A 14,312-nucleotide genomic window follows, 5' to 3' on the forward strand; every position below is an offset into this window, starting at 1 on the left:
ATCGTCGAGCTCACTTCGTGGAGCCGGCCGTGGACCACCAGTAGGCGATGAAGGGTTCCATCTCGCGGCTGACGAGTTCGATCCGCGGACCGGCCGGACCCTTCGCGTACGCCCACAACAGCGACGCGGGGTCACCGGGGTTGTACGACTTGGCCTCGAGGTCCATGCCGCCGGCCACGAGCATCGCGAGATCGGATTCGATGTCGTCGGACCAGTAGCCGAGGTGGTGGACACCCGAATCCGCAGGCGTCCACAGTGTTCCGGGGACGGACTGCAACAGTTCCAACCGTGGATCGGCGCCGGAGTAGGCCATCGTCATCGGGACGGTCACCTCGCCTGCGGACGTTTCCACCAGTTGGTCGACCTCGACGACGTCCGTCCAGGCATAGCCCGCGACCGCGCCGAACCAGTCCATGGTCGCGCGCAGGTCGTCGACGACAATCCCGGTGTGGTAGAGGTTTTCGGGCTTCATCGGTCCTGCTCCGGTGTGGCGCCGTTGATCTCCTGCTCCAGCCACTGCACCTCGCTGTGGTTCTCCCGGCCACCGGCCCGCAGAAGTTGTTCGAGCGCAGCGTGTTTCACCCGCGTCGCATCGGGATCGCCGGGCGAGTGGGCCAGCACGAGGTCGGTCAGGTGCAGGGCCTGCAGCGGCCGTCCGGCCTCGGTATGGGCGGCGGCGCGCTCGACGAGCGGCGCCGTGCCACCCACCAGGTCGACGACGTCCGGCCACACCGACGACGCCGGCACGTCGTAGAGCTCGGTGGTCGATTCGAAGCGGAACCACCCGGCGTGCTCCTCCCAGATCGCCCGGATGATCCACGGCACCTTGCCGTGTACCTGGGGCAGCGCCAGTTCCGGCGGCAACGTGACGTCGCGCATCAGCGTCCACAGATCGGCTCCCGCGTTCATGCCGTCGATGGTGCGGTCGCGCAGGTAGGACGTCGCGTCGCGCACCTTCGTCATGGTCGCGCGGATCTCCTCGGCGCCGCGGAAGACGTCGTGGCCGTTGAACAAGGTGTCCGGCGCCAGGTCGATGACCCGATCGACCGAGTGGACGAACGCCATCGCGCTGCGGATCTTGTCGCCCCGCAGGGTGTACAGGTTCGGGACGTGACCGAAGAACGGACCCATGAGATTGCCGATGAAGGCGATCCGTTGCTCGGGCAGCCAGACCGCGAGCGCGTCCGTGGTCTCGCCGCCGGGGGTGGCGTAGAACTCGACACGGCGCCCGCCGATCTCGACGGCGTGACTGTCGATGAACGAGTCGGTGAGCACCGGCTCCGGCGGCAGCGTCTCCGCCGCCGACCCCACATCCATGAACGCACCCCACAGCCGCATGATGCGACGCACGTAGAACGGATGCAGATGCCGCCAGTACTCGCGGACGTCGCCGTGGCCGGCCTGGGCGATCGTCCGCACGTCCGGCCCGGTGAACGAACTCCAGCCGCCGACGTGGTCGGGATGACCCTGGGTGAAGGTGATCATCCGCAGCGGCCCCGTGCTCACCCGGCCGAAACGCGCTTTGATCTCACCCGCCTCGAAGTCCGTCCCGGTGTTGATCATCACATCGCCGTCCGGCGTCGTCACCAGATAGCAGTTGGCGATGCCCCGCGACAGGAAGATCCCGTCGCCGACATCGACGGCATCCTGTCCGCCTTCGCCCCGTTTGACTAGTTCGTCGAGTGATTGAGCCATCCGTGCACCTCCCAGACCGATCGCGGACGAACCTACCATTTGTTCTCTATGGCCGTATAGTATTCGACGTATGACACCGATGTCCTTCTCGCAGCACACATCTCGGTTCAGCGATCTGGTCACCCGCGCAAGCGAGCGCGACGGATACGACGACTTCGGCGAAGATTCCTGGCAGGAGGGCCTGCGGCTGCTCGTCGACTCCGTCGAATCCGTGCCGGGTGTCGACGCCGGTGGCCGCGAATACGTCTACGCCCGGTTCGTCGACGCCCTGCGCAATCGGCTGCGCGTCGTCGACTACGTCAAGAACCATCCGGAGGTCGGCGACGAGCGGGTGGAACGGCCGCTCGTGGTGCTGGGACTCCCCCGCACGGGCACCTCGCTGGCCAGCTATCTGCTCGACCGGGATCCGGCGCGGCGATCGTTGCTGACCTGGGAGGCCGAGGATTCGGTGCCACCCTCGCCGCCGGGCACCCTGCGCACCGATCCGCGGTGCCTCGCGAAGAAGGCCGAACTCGACGCGCTGGCCCGCGGATTCGAAGCCGCCGGCATCCCGATGGTCCACTGGGACGAGGCCGACGGCCCCACCGAATGCACGTTCGTGCACAACCAGGATTTCAAGGCCTATCTCTGGGAGGCGTTCATGCCGACCGTGGACTATGCGCAATGGCTGCTCGAGACGGATATGACCAGCGCCTACACCTACGAGCGGACCGTGCTGCAGATGCTCCAGTCGCAGGCCCCGGGCGTGTGGTCGCTGAAGATGCCCTCACACGCGGTCCACATCGAGGCCCTGCTCGCCGCGTTTCCCGACGCGCGGATCGTGTGGGCCCACCGCGATCCGTACCGGGCCACGGCCTCGTTCCTGCGCTTGAACTATCTGTCGCGTGCCGTGCTCGGCGCACGCGTCGACGTCGACACGATCGTGCCCAACGTCCTGGCCCAGCTCCGGGAACACGTCGACCGGCCGCTACGGACCAGGGACCGTATCGGCGAGGATCGCTTCTTCGACCTGCACTACGCCGAACTGATGCGCGATCCCATCGCCGTGATGCGCGACCTGTACGACTGGGCCCGAGACGACCTGACCACATCCACCGAACAGGCGATGCTCGACTGGCTGGCGCAACACCCGCAGAACCGCCACGGCGGCGCGGCGTACTCCCTGGCGGGATCCGGGGTGTCCCGCGCCGATCTGGATCCGATCTTCCACGACTATCTCTCGGCGTTCGACATCGAATTGGAGGGGGACGTATGAAGGCGGCGATCACCACCGCGGACCAGGGCTTCGAACTCGTCGACCTGCCCGACCCGACACCGGGGGTCGGCGAATTGGTGATCCGGGTGGCCGCGTGCGGCGTCTGCGGATCCGATATCAAGGCTCGGCCGTTCGTGCCCGCCGGCCGGATCATGGGCCACGAGTTGGGCGGCCGGATCGTCGCGGTCGGACCGCAGGCAGGTGACCGGCAGGTCGGTGTGAACGTCGCCGTACTTCCGGTCGTCTCCTGTGGGACGTGCCGGTACTGCCGGGCCGGAGTCGTCACCCACTGCGCCCGGTCCGGCTACCTCGGCATGGGGCCGCCGGGCGGATTCGCCGAATTCGCCGTGGTCCCGGCGCGGCACGCGTTCGTCGTGCCCTACAGCGTGCCGGACTCCCATGCCGCCCTGGTCGAGCCGTTCGCGGTCGGCCTGCACGCCGTGCACAGCGCGGAAGTCACTGCGGGCGAAGACATCCTGGTCGTCGGCGCCGGCGGCGTCGGCTTGACGACCATCGCCTGGCTGGCGCAGCGCCGGGCGCAGCGGGTGACCGCCGTGGATCCCGACCCGGACCGCCGCGCGCTCGCGCTCGCGATGGGCGCCACCGACGCGCTACCCGCGCTGAGCGAGATCGAGGCCGGTGCGTACGACGTCGCGGTGGAATGCGTCGGCCACCCCGGCCTGCTTCGCGAATGTCAGCCCGCGATGCGCCCGCGCGGACGCATCGTGATCTCCGGAGCCTGTGCCACGCCGACCCCGATCGAACCGGTGACAGCCCTCCTCAACGAACTCACGATCCGATACTCGGTCTGCTACCGGCCCGACGAGTTCCGCAGTGTGATCCGGGCCTTCACCGAAGGAGTCATCGACCCACAGCCGATGATCGGTCCCCTGCTCGACCTGAGCAGGCTCGCCGAGGCCTTCGACCTCGTTCGCGGCGGCCGGGTACACGGCCGGGTCCTCGTCGGGCCCCGCTGAAACGTGCGGTGGCTCAGTGGATGTCACGGGCATGCTCGGCGGCGACCCCCGCGATGACGGCACGCAGATATCCCTCGAGTTGGCGCGCGCTGGTCGACCCGGCGATGCCGTTGGCCAACCGGAACAGGAATCCGCCCAGGAAGGTGATCATCGCGAACGCCTGCTCCTTGACCAACGCCGCGTCCGGCGGTGCGCCGGCGGGCTGGAGGCGCGCGACGGCCTCCTCACCGATCGCCGTGAAACGGTCCATCAGATCGTCGAATACGGAAGCCAATTCGGGATCGCTCTGCGCCATCATCATCAGTTCGAATCGAGCGCGAGCACGAGACCGGTCCGGCTCGACGGCGGTCCGCACGGCCTGTTCGGCCAGCGTCGACAACAGGGTCGCCGCGCGGTCCCCGGCCGCCTTCATCGCCGCCATCGCCGCCTCGAAGTCGGCGATATCCTGGGCCACCACGCGATTGGTCACCGCACGCAGCAACGCCGCGCGGGTGGAGAAATAGAAGGACGTCGATCCGTCCGCCACCCCGACCCTGCGGTCGACCCGCAGATGCGTCAGGCCCCGCGCGCCGTCCTGGGCGAGCAACTCGATCGCCGCGTCGCACAGTTCCTGCCGCCTCGCGTCGCCGTCGTTTCTCCTCTTCACCGCAACGATCGTAATCCGACCGGGCAGGACCACCGACGCACTGCCGGGCCGCCGGCCGTCATCGGATGACCCAGGCGTCGAGCAGTGCGGTCCTGAGTTCGGTGGCGATGTCGATGGTCGGGTCGTACAGCCATTGCAGTTGCAGGCCGTCGAGCAGTGCGACCAGGCAGCGGCCGAGGGCGGCGGGGGTGGCGCCGGGGCGCAGGCGGCCCTGGTCCTGCAGTTCGGTGAACACGGTGACCGCGCGGCCGACGAAGAAGGTGGTGCGGTCGCGGAAATAGGCGTGGGCCGGGTGGTCGGGCGCGACGGCCTCCGCGGCGAGCACCCGGCGCAGGGCCGTCAGCGCGGGATCCCGCACGACGTCGTCGACCACCGCCACCAGCCGGTCGAGCGGGGGCAGGTCGTCGGTTTCGGGCGACCGGGTGCGGTAGCGGTGGTCGCCGCGTTGCAGCAGAGCGATCAGGACGTCGTCCTTGGTCGGGAAATGGTGCATGAGTCCCGTTTGGCTCATCCCGGCCCGGATCGCGAGCTCGCGCATGGTGGCGCCGCGGAAACCGTCCGTGGTGAACAGGTCCAGCGCCGCGTCGAGGATCGCCTCGATCCGGGCCGCCGTCTTGGCGTACGGCCCACGCCGGGTCTCGCCGTTACCCGCCTTGCGGTCGACCTCCGCTGCCGAGGGGTTCTCCATGCCGAAAGCCTAACTTGTTTCGGTTTTCGTGCTACGTTGAGCCCGCACGAAATTCGAAATCAGTTCTGTTTTGGGGTGACATCGATGGCCATCTCCCTCGGAGTGCTCGGCACGGCCCGTATCGTCGAGTCCGGTCTCCTGCAGCCCGCCGCCGGCCTGCCGGGCATCGAGGTCGGCGCGATCGCCGCCCGCGATCCCGAGCGGGCCGCGGAATACGCTGCGGCACACGGGATTCCACGGGTCTTGGCCGATTACGAGGCGGTGGTCGACGATCCCGGCGTCGACGCCGTGTACATACCGAGTCCGCCTGCGCTGCACGGGTACTGGATGCGGCGGGCGATCGAGGCCGGCAAACATGTGCTCTGCGAGAAGCCGTTCACCGCGAACGCCGCCGAGGCCGCCGAAATCGCCGCGCTGGCAGCGGGTTCCGATCTGGTGGTGATGGAAGCGTTCCATTCCCGGTATCACCCGATGTGGCCTCGGATGGCCGAGGTGATCGAGCAGCAGGTCCTCGGCCGGATCCTCTCGGCGACGGCGACTTTCTGTGTGCCGCAACCCGATCCGGAGGACTTCCGCTGGCAGCGCGCACTCGGCGGCGGCGCCGTGATGGACCTCGGCTGTTACCCGCTGCGGCTGCTGCGCTACCTGTTCGGCGAGCCGGGAATCGTGACGGCCCGGGCCACGGAGGTGTCCGGAGTGGATGCGGCCATGACGGTCGAGCTGGCCTTCCCCGATGACATTCCGGGGCAGGTCCGGGCGAGTATGCGCACCGACGATCCGCTGTCCATCACGTTGCAGGTCATCGGATCGGCGGGAACGCTGGACGTCGGGATGCCGTACCACCCGCACATCCGCGGGCAACTGACCCTGACGACGGCCGACGGGCAGCATGTCGATCCCGGCGGATTCCGCAGCACCTACGCCTATCAGCTCGAGGCGTTCCGCGACGCGATCCTCGAGGGCACACCGATACCGACCGACGCCCGCGAAGCCACCACAGTCATGCGGCTGATCGACGACATCTACCGCGCCGCCGGCATGCCGCCCTGTGTGCCTGTGCCGGAACCGAATTCCGATGACAGCCAGACGATCGAGGAAGGTACCTCATGCCCCAGCATGTGATCATTTCGGTGGACGGCCACGTCAAGGCGCCCCGAGCCGGCTACCGCGAATACCTCGACGCCGAGTACCGGCCCGAATTCGACGAATGGCTGCGCGCGGCCGAGGCGCGCGGGCTGCCCGACGCCGGGAACATCCATCCGGACCTCCTCGTGGACGCGCAGTGGGACGCCGACCGACGGCTCCGTGATCTCGAGAGTCAAGGCGTCGTCGGAGAAGTGTTGTTCCCCAACGGTATTCCGTTCCAGGCGAAGGCGGTGTCCGATACCGCGGAGGCATCGACCCCCGAACTGACCCGGGCCGGGATCACCGCCTACAACCGATGGCTGGCCGACTTCTGCGCGCAGGCCCCCGAACGGCTGAAGGGCCAGGCGCTCCTGTCCTTCGACGACCGCGATCGCCTCGATGAGGCTGTCGCGGAGGTGTATCGGGCCAAGGAACGCGGCTTGGGCGGCATCATGATGCCCGCGCTGATTCCCGGCGGCACCTACTTCTTCGATCCCGTGCTGGATCCGGTCTGGGCCGCGATCCAGGAGACCGGGCTACCGATCAGCCAGCACGGCGGCACCGGGGCGCCGGCCTACGACCCGCCGGGGCTGGCGGCGATTCTGACCCTCGCCTACGAGCACTCCTTCTTCTCCGGACGATCACTGTGGCAGATGATCGTCGGCGGCGTCTTCGACCGCTTCCCCGATCTGACCGTCGCCTACGTGGAAACCGAGTCGTGGTGGATCGGCGCGGCCCTGGACCGCTTCGACCGCAGGTTCCGCCGCGGCGACAGCTGGACCGGCTTCGCCGCGCACCTGCGCCGGGAACGCCGGTTCACCCGCCTGCCCAGCGAATACTGGCAGACCAACTGCTATGCGGGCATCTCGCCGTTCCACCACGATCAACTCCCGATGGACCGGATGGGCTCCGGCTACACACCCGAGGACGGCGAATTCGTCATCGGATGCGATCGCGCCATGGTGGGAATCGACTATCCGCACTTCGAAACCATCTATCCGAACACCGACGCGCAGATCGCCGAACTGACCGGACAACCGACGGTCACCGCCGCCGACACCCGGCGCCTCCTGTTCGACAACGCCGTCACCGTCTACGGATTCGACTCCGCCGCACTGCAACCCGTGATCGACCGGGTCACCCGCGTCACGGCCTCCGACAGGTAGCTGCGGCGGCCGTCGAGAACGATGGTGTCGCCGGTGATCTCGAAGCTGCCGCGGCTTCTGATGTCGTCGGACGCGGCACCGGCCATGACGCCGACCGGGCCCGGCTCGAGGATGAACGCGCCGTCCGGTCCGACGTAACCGAGCTGGCTCATCCGGATGGTGAATTCGACGGTGGCCGTGGCTCCGGGGTCGAGACGGACCCGCCGGAAGCCGACGAGTTCCTGTGCGGGACGGGTGAGTCCGGTTGCGGTGTCGTGGAAGTACAACTGGACGACCTCGTCACCGGCCCGGTCGCCGGTGTTGGTGACCGGCACGGTCACGGTGACCGCTGCGTCGGCGGGGACATCGGTGCGGTCGAGGCTCAGCTCGCCGTACCGGAAGGTCGTGTAGCTCAGGCCGTGACCGAACGCGAACAAGGGGGTCGCGGGCCGGTCGAGGTAGCCGCGGTGCATGTCCCGGTCGGTGCGCCGGTAGCCGCTGCCGGTCTTCTGGCCGTGGTGGATCGGGACCTGGCCGACATGGCGGGGAATGCTGTACGGCAGCCGGCCGGCCGGCTCGGCGGCGCCGGTCAGGACGTCGGCGACGGCCCGCGTCCCGAACTGACCGCCGTAGAACGCCCAGACGACGGCTGCCAGGTCGTCCACGATCGACGTGACGGTGAACGGGCGGCCGGTCTGCACGACGCCGACGGCCGGGGTGCCGGTCGCGGCGATCGCCTTCACCAATTCCACCTGTACGGCCGGTAGTTCGATATCGGCGGTGTCGTGGCCCTCGCCCTCGGTGCCGTCGGGCAGCCAGCCGCCGCGGCCCCCGAGCGCCAGGATCACCACCTCGGCGGCGCGCGCGGCCTCGACCGCGGCGGCCGGCCCGGCGGCGCCGTCGGGTCCGGGGGCCAGCAGGCCGGTCGCGGCCACGACGGTGACCTCGGCGTCCGGCAGGGCTTCCCGGACCGCCTCGGCCAGCGACCGGGCACCGTATTCGCCACGCAGCCAGGTGTTCCTGTCCTGCGTTGCGGCAGTTGCCATCTCGGCTGCCAGGGACTCGGCCGAACCCTCCGCCACGGCATCGGTTCCCGGCATGGCGTGGGCGGCGGCGGATCGGGTGAGCATCCACCGCATCGCCGGATAGGTGTAGGTCGGGAATGCGGCGGTGACATCGTCGGCGTGCGGGCCGACGACCGCCACCCTGCGGATCTCCGGCCTCAGCGGAAGTATGCCGTTCTCGTTCTTCAGCAGTGTCACGGACCTGCCGGCCAGGTCACGGGCCAGCTCCGTACCCTCGGTGGCGATGCGCTCGATGACGATCGGATCCTCGGCGACATACGGATCGTCGAAGAGACCGAGGGCGAACTTGTCGCGCAGTACCCGGCGTACGGACCGGTCGACCACGTCCTCGCCGATCCGGCCCGCCCGTACCGCCTCGGCGAGTGTGAGCCCGTATCCGGCCGGATCGGGGAGTTCGACGTCGAGGCCGGCGGCCAGTGCCAGGACGCCGGCTTCCGCGTTGCCGGCGGCGATTTCCTGCCGGGAGGCGAGCCACTCGACGGTCATGTAGTCGGCGACGACGGTGCCGGTGAATCCCATACGCTCGCGCAGCAGTTCGGTGAGGATCGCGCGGTTGGCGCCGATCGGGACGCCGTCGTACTCCGAATAGGAGTTCATCACCGACCCCAGCCCGGCGAGGTGGATCGCCGCTTCGAACGGGCGGGCGTGGACCTCGTACAGTTCCCGCGCACCCACCGCGGTCGCGGCCATGTTCTGGCCGCCTTCCGTCACGGCGTAGCCGAGGAAGTGTTTCCCGGTGGCGAGGACACCCTCGCGCTGCAGGCCGCGGACGAAGGCGACACCCAGCGCGGTGACGAGGTACGGATCCTCGCCGTAGGTCTCGTGGACGCGGCCCCACCGGGCGTCCCGGGCCACATCCAGGACCGGGGACAGCGCCTGACGCATGCCGATCGCCCGCAGCTGCCGGCCCGTGAGCGCCGCCATCCGTTCCACCGCGTCCGGATCCCAGGCCGCGGCGAGGCCGATCGCGGTCGGGAAGACGGTGAATCCGGGCGCCATGACACCGTTCAGTGCCTCGTTGTGGAAGATCGCGGGAATACCGAGGCGGGTCTCCGCCACCAGGAAGCGCTGGACCTGGTTGACCGCACGGGCCACGGCGGCCGGCGGCCGCGCGCCGAAGCTCGCCAGACCGGAGACCTGGCCGATCCCGCCGCCCAGCCGGGCCGCGAGCCGGTCCGCGTCGGCTCCGCCGGGTCCGAACAGGCTGGGGCCCATGACCGATGTCAGCTGAAGGGTCTTCTCCTCCAAGGTCATTCGAGCCAAGAGGGCGTCCGCGCGCTGGGTCGGATCCATGACCGTATTCCTCATCGGTTCGGGGAGTGCTGGAGTGCCGTCGGGAGTGCGTGCGAGCACTGCGCGATCGGACCGGCTGGTGGTTCTTGTGCCGGCCGCTCGACGGTGATCGGCACACTAGCACGTGATACTCGGCCGTCCGAAAGCGACAACAGATATGGGAAACGACGGGCGTAGCTGCTGCGGAAATACCCTCGGGGAATTTCTGCCATCACCAAAATTCATGCATCATCGGAAGTTTCGCATCACCTCCTGTCCTCCAGGTATGAATTGCTTTCATTTCCCAATCGTGTCCCCGGTCACCAATGATCATTTCGCGGAATCGAATGTGCGGCACGGAAAGCATCGCCGTGCTCCCGTCCCGCGCGCGCCCCAGGCAGCGGTCTGCCTGTTCACGACTGAGGAGATGTGGTGAGACCACACAAGATCGTTCTCGCGACGCTGGCCGTCGTCCTGCTGGCCGCGGGATGCAGCCGAGGTGGCGAGAACAGCGAAGGCCGCGCCACCGACGGCGGGTCCGCCGCCGCTGCCACCGCGTCCGGCGATTTCGGCGACCTGAAGAACATCTGCCATTCGGGTAAGCCCACGAGTGCCCCCGCGCAGGGCGTCACCGCCGGCGAGATCAAACTCGGCGTGTTCACCGATGTCGGCTTCACCAAGAATCCGGAACTGGTCGACGCGGCGAAGGTGTTCACCGGCTGGTGCAACGACGCCGGCGGTGTGAACGGGCGGCGGCTGGTCACCGATATCCACGACGCGAAGCTCATGGAGGTCCGCCAGCGCATGCTCGATGCCTGCCGCGACGACTTCGCCCTGGTCGGCGGTGGCGCCGCGCTGGACGGGCTCGCCGTGAAGGACCGGCTGTCGTGCCTGCTGCCGGACTTCCCCGCGCAGCCGGTGCAGGTGACCAACATCGGCTCGGACCTGCAGGCCGGCTACGGCACACCCACCACACCGGTGGCCACCCCGAATGCCGGCTACTACAAGTGGCTCGCGACGCGATACCCGGGTTCCGGCGCGGCGATCGGGATCATCAACGGCGATTCGCCGATGACCAAGCCGATCGCCGAGCAGTACGGCGAGATCTTCGCCGCGCAGGGTGACACGGTGGTGTACAACGACCTCTACCCCGCCGCCGGCGTCACCGACTGGACGCCGTACGCCGTATCGATCAAGGCCAAAGGCGTCAAGGGCCTGATCTTCCTCGGCGACTTCCATCAGCTGGCGAAGCTGGAGGACGTGCTGACGGATATGGACTACAAGCTCGACTGGATCGACGCCAACAGCAATGCCTACTCCTCGTCGTTCCTCCAGCTGGCGTCGCATTCGATTGCGGCGCAACACAATTACGTGAACCTCGCGGGAGTCGCGCCGCTCAGCGCGGCGGACACCATCCCGGCGGTCGCCCAGGTGAAGGACCTGTACAAGAAGTACGCACCCGGCGCCGACGTCACCGAGCCGGCGCTGCACGCGTTCATCGCGTGGGCGTTGTTCGCCAAGTCGGCCTCCGCGTGCGGCGACGCGCCGACCCGCAAGTGCGTACTCGATCATGCGCTCGCGGAAACGGCGTGGACCGGCGGCGGCCTGCAGGCACCGCAGGATCTGTCCCCGTCCGGTAAGGCCGCTACCTGCTACGACGTCCAGGTTGCCACGGCCGCGGGCTGGCAGGCCGCCGATTTCGGGCCCGAGAACGGCGGGGTGTATCGGTGCGACACTCCGACCCTCGCCCTGCAGCACGACTACGGCAAGCCGCTGACGCTGGCCGATGTCGGCAAGAGCAGCAGCGACCTGAAATAGTCGCTCACCGCGGGACACCCGCCACCGCGGTCGAGGGCCAGTGGCCTTCGGCCGCGGTGGCGCGGACATCGTCGACCAGCTCGTGCCGCACGCGCTCGGCCGCGGCCGACAGGGGCCGGGAGCGGGAGACGCCCACGGACACCGTCCGCTGCAACCGCGAATCTCCGGTCGGCGCCGCGCTCACCACACCGGCGGCCACCTCGTCCAGGATGCTCACCGCCGGTAGCAGTGCCCAGCCCCGGCCGGCCCGCACGAGCTGCTTCACCATCGCGATCGAATTCGCCTGGGCGACAACGTCGAGGATGAATCCCTGCTCGGCCGCGCCGAGTTCGGCGAGGTCGCGCAGCGGGTCACCGGGCTCGGGCAGCACCACCGGCCGACCCGCCATCAGCGACAACGGTATCTCGGTATCGGTGCGCAGGCCGAGCTCCGGCGCAGCCACGACCCACAGTCGCTCGGTCAGCAACGGCGCCAGATCCAGCTCCGGTGCGTCGATCGCGTCGCACAGCAACGCCACATCCAGCGTTCCCGCGACGAGCCGGCGCCGCAGGTGGTCGCTGTGCCCGTAGACGAAGTGCAGCCGGACCGGCGACCACTGCCGCACGGCCGGGAGCAGCCGGCCGGCGCACAGCGCGGCCGTACTCTCCGGCAATCCGATCACCACCACCTCGGGTGTGGCCGCGGCCGGTCGCAAGTCGGCGTGCACCCGGTCCAGATCCCGGAACACCCCGTCGGCCCGCTCGGCCAGGATCCGGCCGGCCGCGGTCAGCTCCATGCCGTAGCGGGCGCGGTCGAACAACGCCACGCCCAGTTCCCGCTCCAGCGCCTGGATCTGCTTGGTGACCGTGGTCTGGACCAGGAACAACGCCTCGGCGGCCTTGGTGACACTGCCGAGTTCGGCGATGGTCACCAACGCTCGCAACTGCCGCAGATCCATGACGTTCCCTCGCTCTCGGTGCTCATGCGGTCACGCCGTGTTCGCCGGATCCGTCACCCGAGCCGGCGCCGGTCGGGCCGACGGCCGGCAGTGTCGTCCGACCGTCGAGCGAACCGGGCCGATCAACTCCCGCGCGACGTATTCCGCCACCGCAGTGGGTCCTCGCGCGCGACGTCGCCGGCGCCACCCGACGCTCGATTCCGGGGCGGCCGATCGGGCCCGGCGCGTCGCCGAACTCGTGCTATCACGTGATACCAAGGCACAGGATAGCCAGCGCCACGTGATACCTGTCAAGCAGTTGCATCGACGTGCAACTATGGAACTCGTGGACCTTTCCGATGGCACACGCCCGGCAACCGCTGCCGACGTCGCAGCTCTGGCGGGAGTATCACGTGCTACTGTCAGCCATATCCTCAACGGGCGCGACGAACGCTTCCCCGAACACACCCGGGCCCGGGTGCGGGCGGCCGCGGAGCGCCTGGACTATCGGCCGTCGCCGGCCGGCCGGTCCCTGGTGCGGGGTCGCGGGGATACGATCGTCGTCCTGATCCCGAACATCAGTGTCGGGTCCCGGATGCAGGAGGCGCTCGAGCGCCTCGCCGAGCAGACGACCGGGCTGCAATCGAACGTGGTGTTGCGATTCGCCGGCGACGATTCCGACGCGACCGCGGATGCGGTACTGAAACTCCGGCCCCTGGCGGTGGTCGATTTCGGCGCGCTGACCATCCCGGCCCGCGCTCGCCTGCTGGCCCACGGCGTACCCACGGTCCCGGAGTTGGAACGGCCGTTCACCGCGGGTGGTATCCCCCTCGACCACGCGATCGCCGAATTACAGGTCGCGGAGTTGGTCGCCCGCGGCCCGCGCCGGATCCTCTTCGGCGCGGTGCCCGAGGCCGGCCGCAACCCACTGAGTACCCGCCGGCTGGAAGCGCTGCGGACCGCGTGCGCGCGACGGGGGCTGCCGGCGCCGGTGGCCATCGATCTCGTGCCGGTCCTGGTGGACGCGGTCGCGGTCCTGCGCGCCGAACTGCCGTTCGGGCCGGTCGGAGTCGCCGGATACAACGACATCGCGGCGCTGACGGTGCTGAGCGCGGCCCGGGAACTCGATGTCGCCGTGCCCGGACAGGTGTCCGTGGTGGGTGTCGACCGCACGGATATCGGTCAGCTGTGGAAGCCGCGACTGACGACGGTCGACGTCGACATCAGAGTGCTGATGGATGCCGCGGCCCGGGACGTCCGGACCATCCTCGACGGGACGATCGCGCCGGACCGGCCGGCCCTCGACGACGCCCTGCATCTCGTCGAGGGGGAATCGACGTAACCGGTCTCAGTCGGCCGGTCGGGTGATCGGTTCGGCGAGTCGTTGTTGGTCGGTCTGTGCCTGGAGTTTGTCCAGGGTCTCGTCGAGTCCGGCGCCTCGGTACACACGACATGACCTTTCGTGCAGTTTCTTCGGGTGTGCCGGGCCGGCGCCGACCGGCGATGACGACGGCCTGCCGGGTGCAGCGCCGGACGCGCGTCTCGGGAGCCTCGAGCAGCCGGGAGATGATGCCGCCCATCGTCTTCCGAAGAGTCGCCCTACCAACTGTAAGTACTACCGTATAGTACCTCACGGTGCGTGCTCACGGGTTCGAGGAGACGGGCTGCCACAGCACCGCGACCGATGCGA

At 68.8% G+C, this 14,312-nt stretch carries 12 protein-coding genes; 6 read left to right on the forward strand and 6 right to left on the reverse strand.

The features are described 5' to 3' along the window. Window positions 1-10: 10 nt before the first annotated feature. Window positions 11-472: a VOC family protein gene (locus G361_RS0108270; RefSeq protein ID WP_019926598.1), complete on the reverse strand. Its 462-nt coding sequence runs from the start codon at window positions 470-472 to the stop codon at window positions 11-13. After that, window positions 469-1,695 carry an alkyl sulfatase dimerization domain-containing protein gene (locus tag G361_RS0108275; RefSeq protein ID WP_019926599.1) on the reverse strand — a complete coding sequence of 409 codons (1,227 nt, stop codon included), beginning with the start codon at window positions 1,693-1,695 and terminating at the stop codon, window positions 469-471. Before G361_RS0108275 ends, G361_RS0108270 begins: the two co-directional genes overlap by 4 nt. 79 nt (window positions 1,696-1,774) lie before the next feature. Here G361_RS0108275 and G361_RS0108280 point away from each other — a divergent pair, with 79 nt between their 5' ends. Together G361_RS0108280 and G361_RS0108285 are read left to right on the forward strand one after the other, a co-directional pair. Then, window positions 1,775-2,950 carry a sulfotransferase gene (locus tag G361_RS0108280; RefSeq protein WP_026342822.1) on the forward strand — a complete coding sequence of 392 codons (1,176 nt, stop codon included), beginning with the start codon at window positions 1,775-1,777 and terminating at the stop codon, window positions 2,948-2,950. After that, entirely contained in the window at window positions 2,947-3,927 is a 981-nt protein-coding gene (locus tag G361_RS0108285) for a zinc-binding dehydrogenase (protein WP_019926601.1), read from the forward strand. Before G361_RS0108280 ends, G361_RS0108285 begins: the two co-directional genes overlap by 4 nt. Window positions 3,928-3,940: 13 nt before the next feature. Here the strand turns inward: G361_RS0108285 and G361_RS0108290 are convergent, their stop codons facing one another. Beyond that, window positions 3,941-4,573, reverse strand: a complete 633-nt coding sequence (locus tag G361_RS0108290; RefSeq protein WP_036494746.1) for a TetR/AcrR family transcriptional regulator — start codon at window positions 4,571-4,573, stop codon at window positions 3,941-3,943. 58 nt (window positions 4,574-4,631) lie between these two features. After that, window positions 4,632-5,261 (reverse strand): TetR/AcrR family transcriptional regulator, encoded by a 630-nt coding sequence (locus G361_RS42775; protein ID WP_019926603.1) that lies wholly within the window; start codon window positions 5,259-5,261, stop codon window positions 4,632-4,634. A gap of 84 nt (window positions 5,262-5,345) precedes the next feature. Between G361_RS42775 and G361_RS42780 the strand changes: the two genes are divergently transcribed. Both G361_RS42780 and G361_RS0108305 read left to right on the forward strand, forming a co-directional pair. After that, a complete protein-coding gene (locus tag G361_RS42780; RefSeq protein WP_019926604.1) occupies window positions 5,346-6,383 on the forward strand; it encodes a Gfo/Idh/MocA family protein in 1,038 nt (345 codons plus the stop codon). Continuing rightward, window positions 6,368-7,552 carry an amidohydrolase family protein gene (locus G361_RS0108305; RefSeq protein ID WP_036494086.1) on the forward strand — a complete coding sequence of 395 codons (1,185 nt, stop codon included), beginning with the start codon at window positions 6,368-6,370 and terminating at the stop codon, window positions 7,550-7,552. The genes G361_RS42780 and G361_RS0108305 overlap by 16 nt, the downstream gene beginning before the upstream one ends. On the opposite strand, the gene G361_RS0108310 is transcribed toward G361_RS0108305, so the two are convergent. Continuing rightward, window positions 7,480-9,909, reverse strand: coding sequence for a beta-glucosidase (locus tag G361_RS0108310; protein ID WP_019926606.1), 2,430 nt, complete (start codon window positions 9,907-9,909; stop codon window positions 7,480-7,482). The two genes, G361_RS0108305 and G361_RS0108310, sit on opposite strands and share 73 nt — an antisense overlap. 408 nt (window positions 9,910-10,317) lie before the next feature. Between G361_RS0108310 and G361_RS0108315 the strand changes: the two genes are divergently transcribed. Next, entirely contained in the window at window positions 10,318-11,706 is a 1,389-nt protein-coding gene (locus G361_RS0108315) for an ABC transporter substrate-binding protein (protein WP_019926607.1), read from the forward strand. Between the two features lie 4 nt (window positions 11,707-11,710). Here the strand turns inward: G361_RS0108315 and G361_RS0108320 are convergent, their stop codons facing one another. Beyond that, complete coding sequence (locus G361_RS0108320) at window positions 11,711-12,643, reverse strand: LysR family transcriptional regulator (RefSeq protein ID WP_019926608.1); 933 nt, start codon at window positions 12,641-12,643, stop codon at window positions 11,711-11,713. A gap of 325 nt (window positions 12,644-12,968) precedes the next feature. On the opposite strand from G361_RS0108320, the gene G361_RS48135 reads away from it, so the two are divergent. Further along, window positions 12,969-13,964, forward strand: coding sequence for a LacI family DNA-binding transcriptional regulator (locus G361_RS48135; protein WP_196814444.1), 996 nt, complete (start codon window positions 12,969-12,971; stop codon window positions 13,962-13,964). Window positions 13,965-14,312 lie beyond the last annotated feature (348 nt).

Origin of the sequence: Nocardia sp. BMG111209, assembly GCF_000381925.1 — a bacterium.
Classification (GTDB): domain Bacteria; phylum Actinomycetota; class Actinomycetes; order Mycobacteriales; family Mycobacteriaceae; genus Nocardia.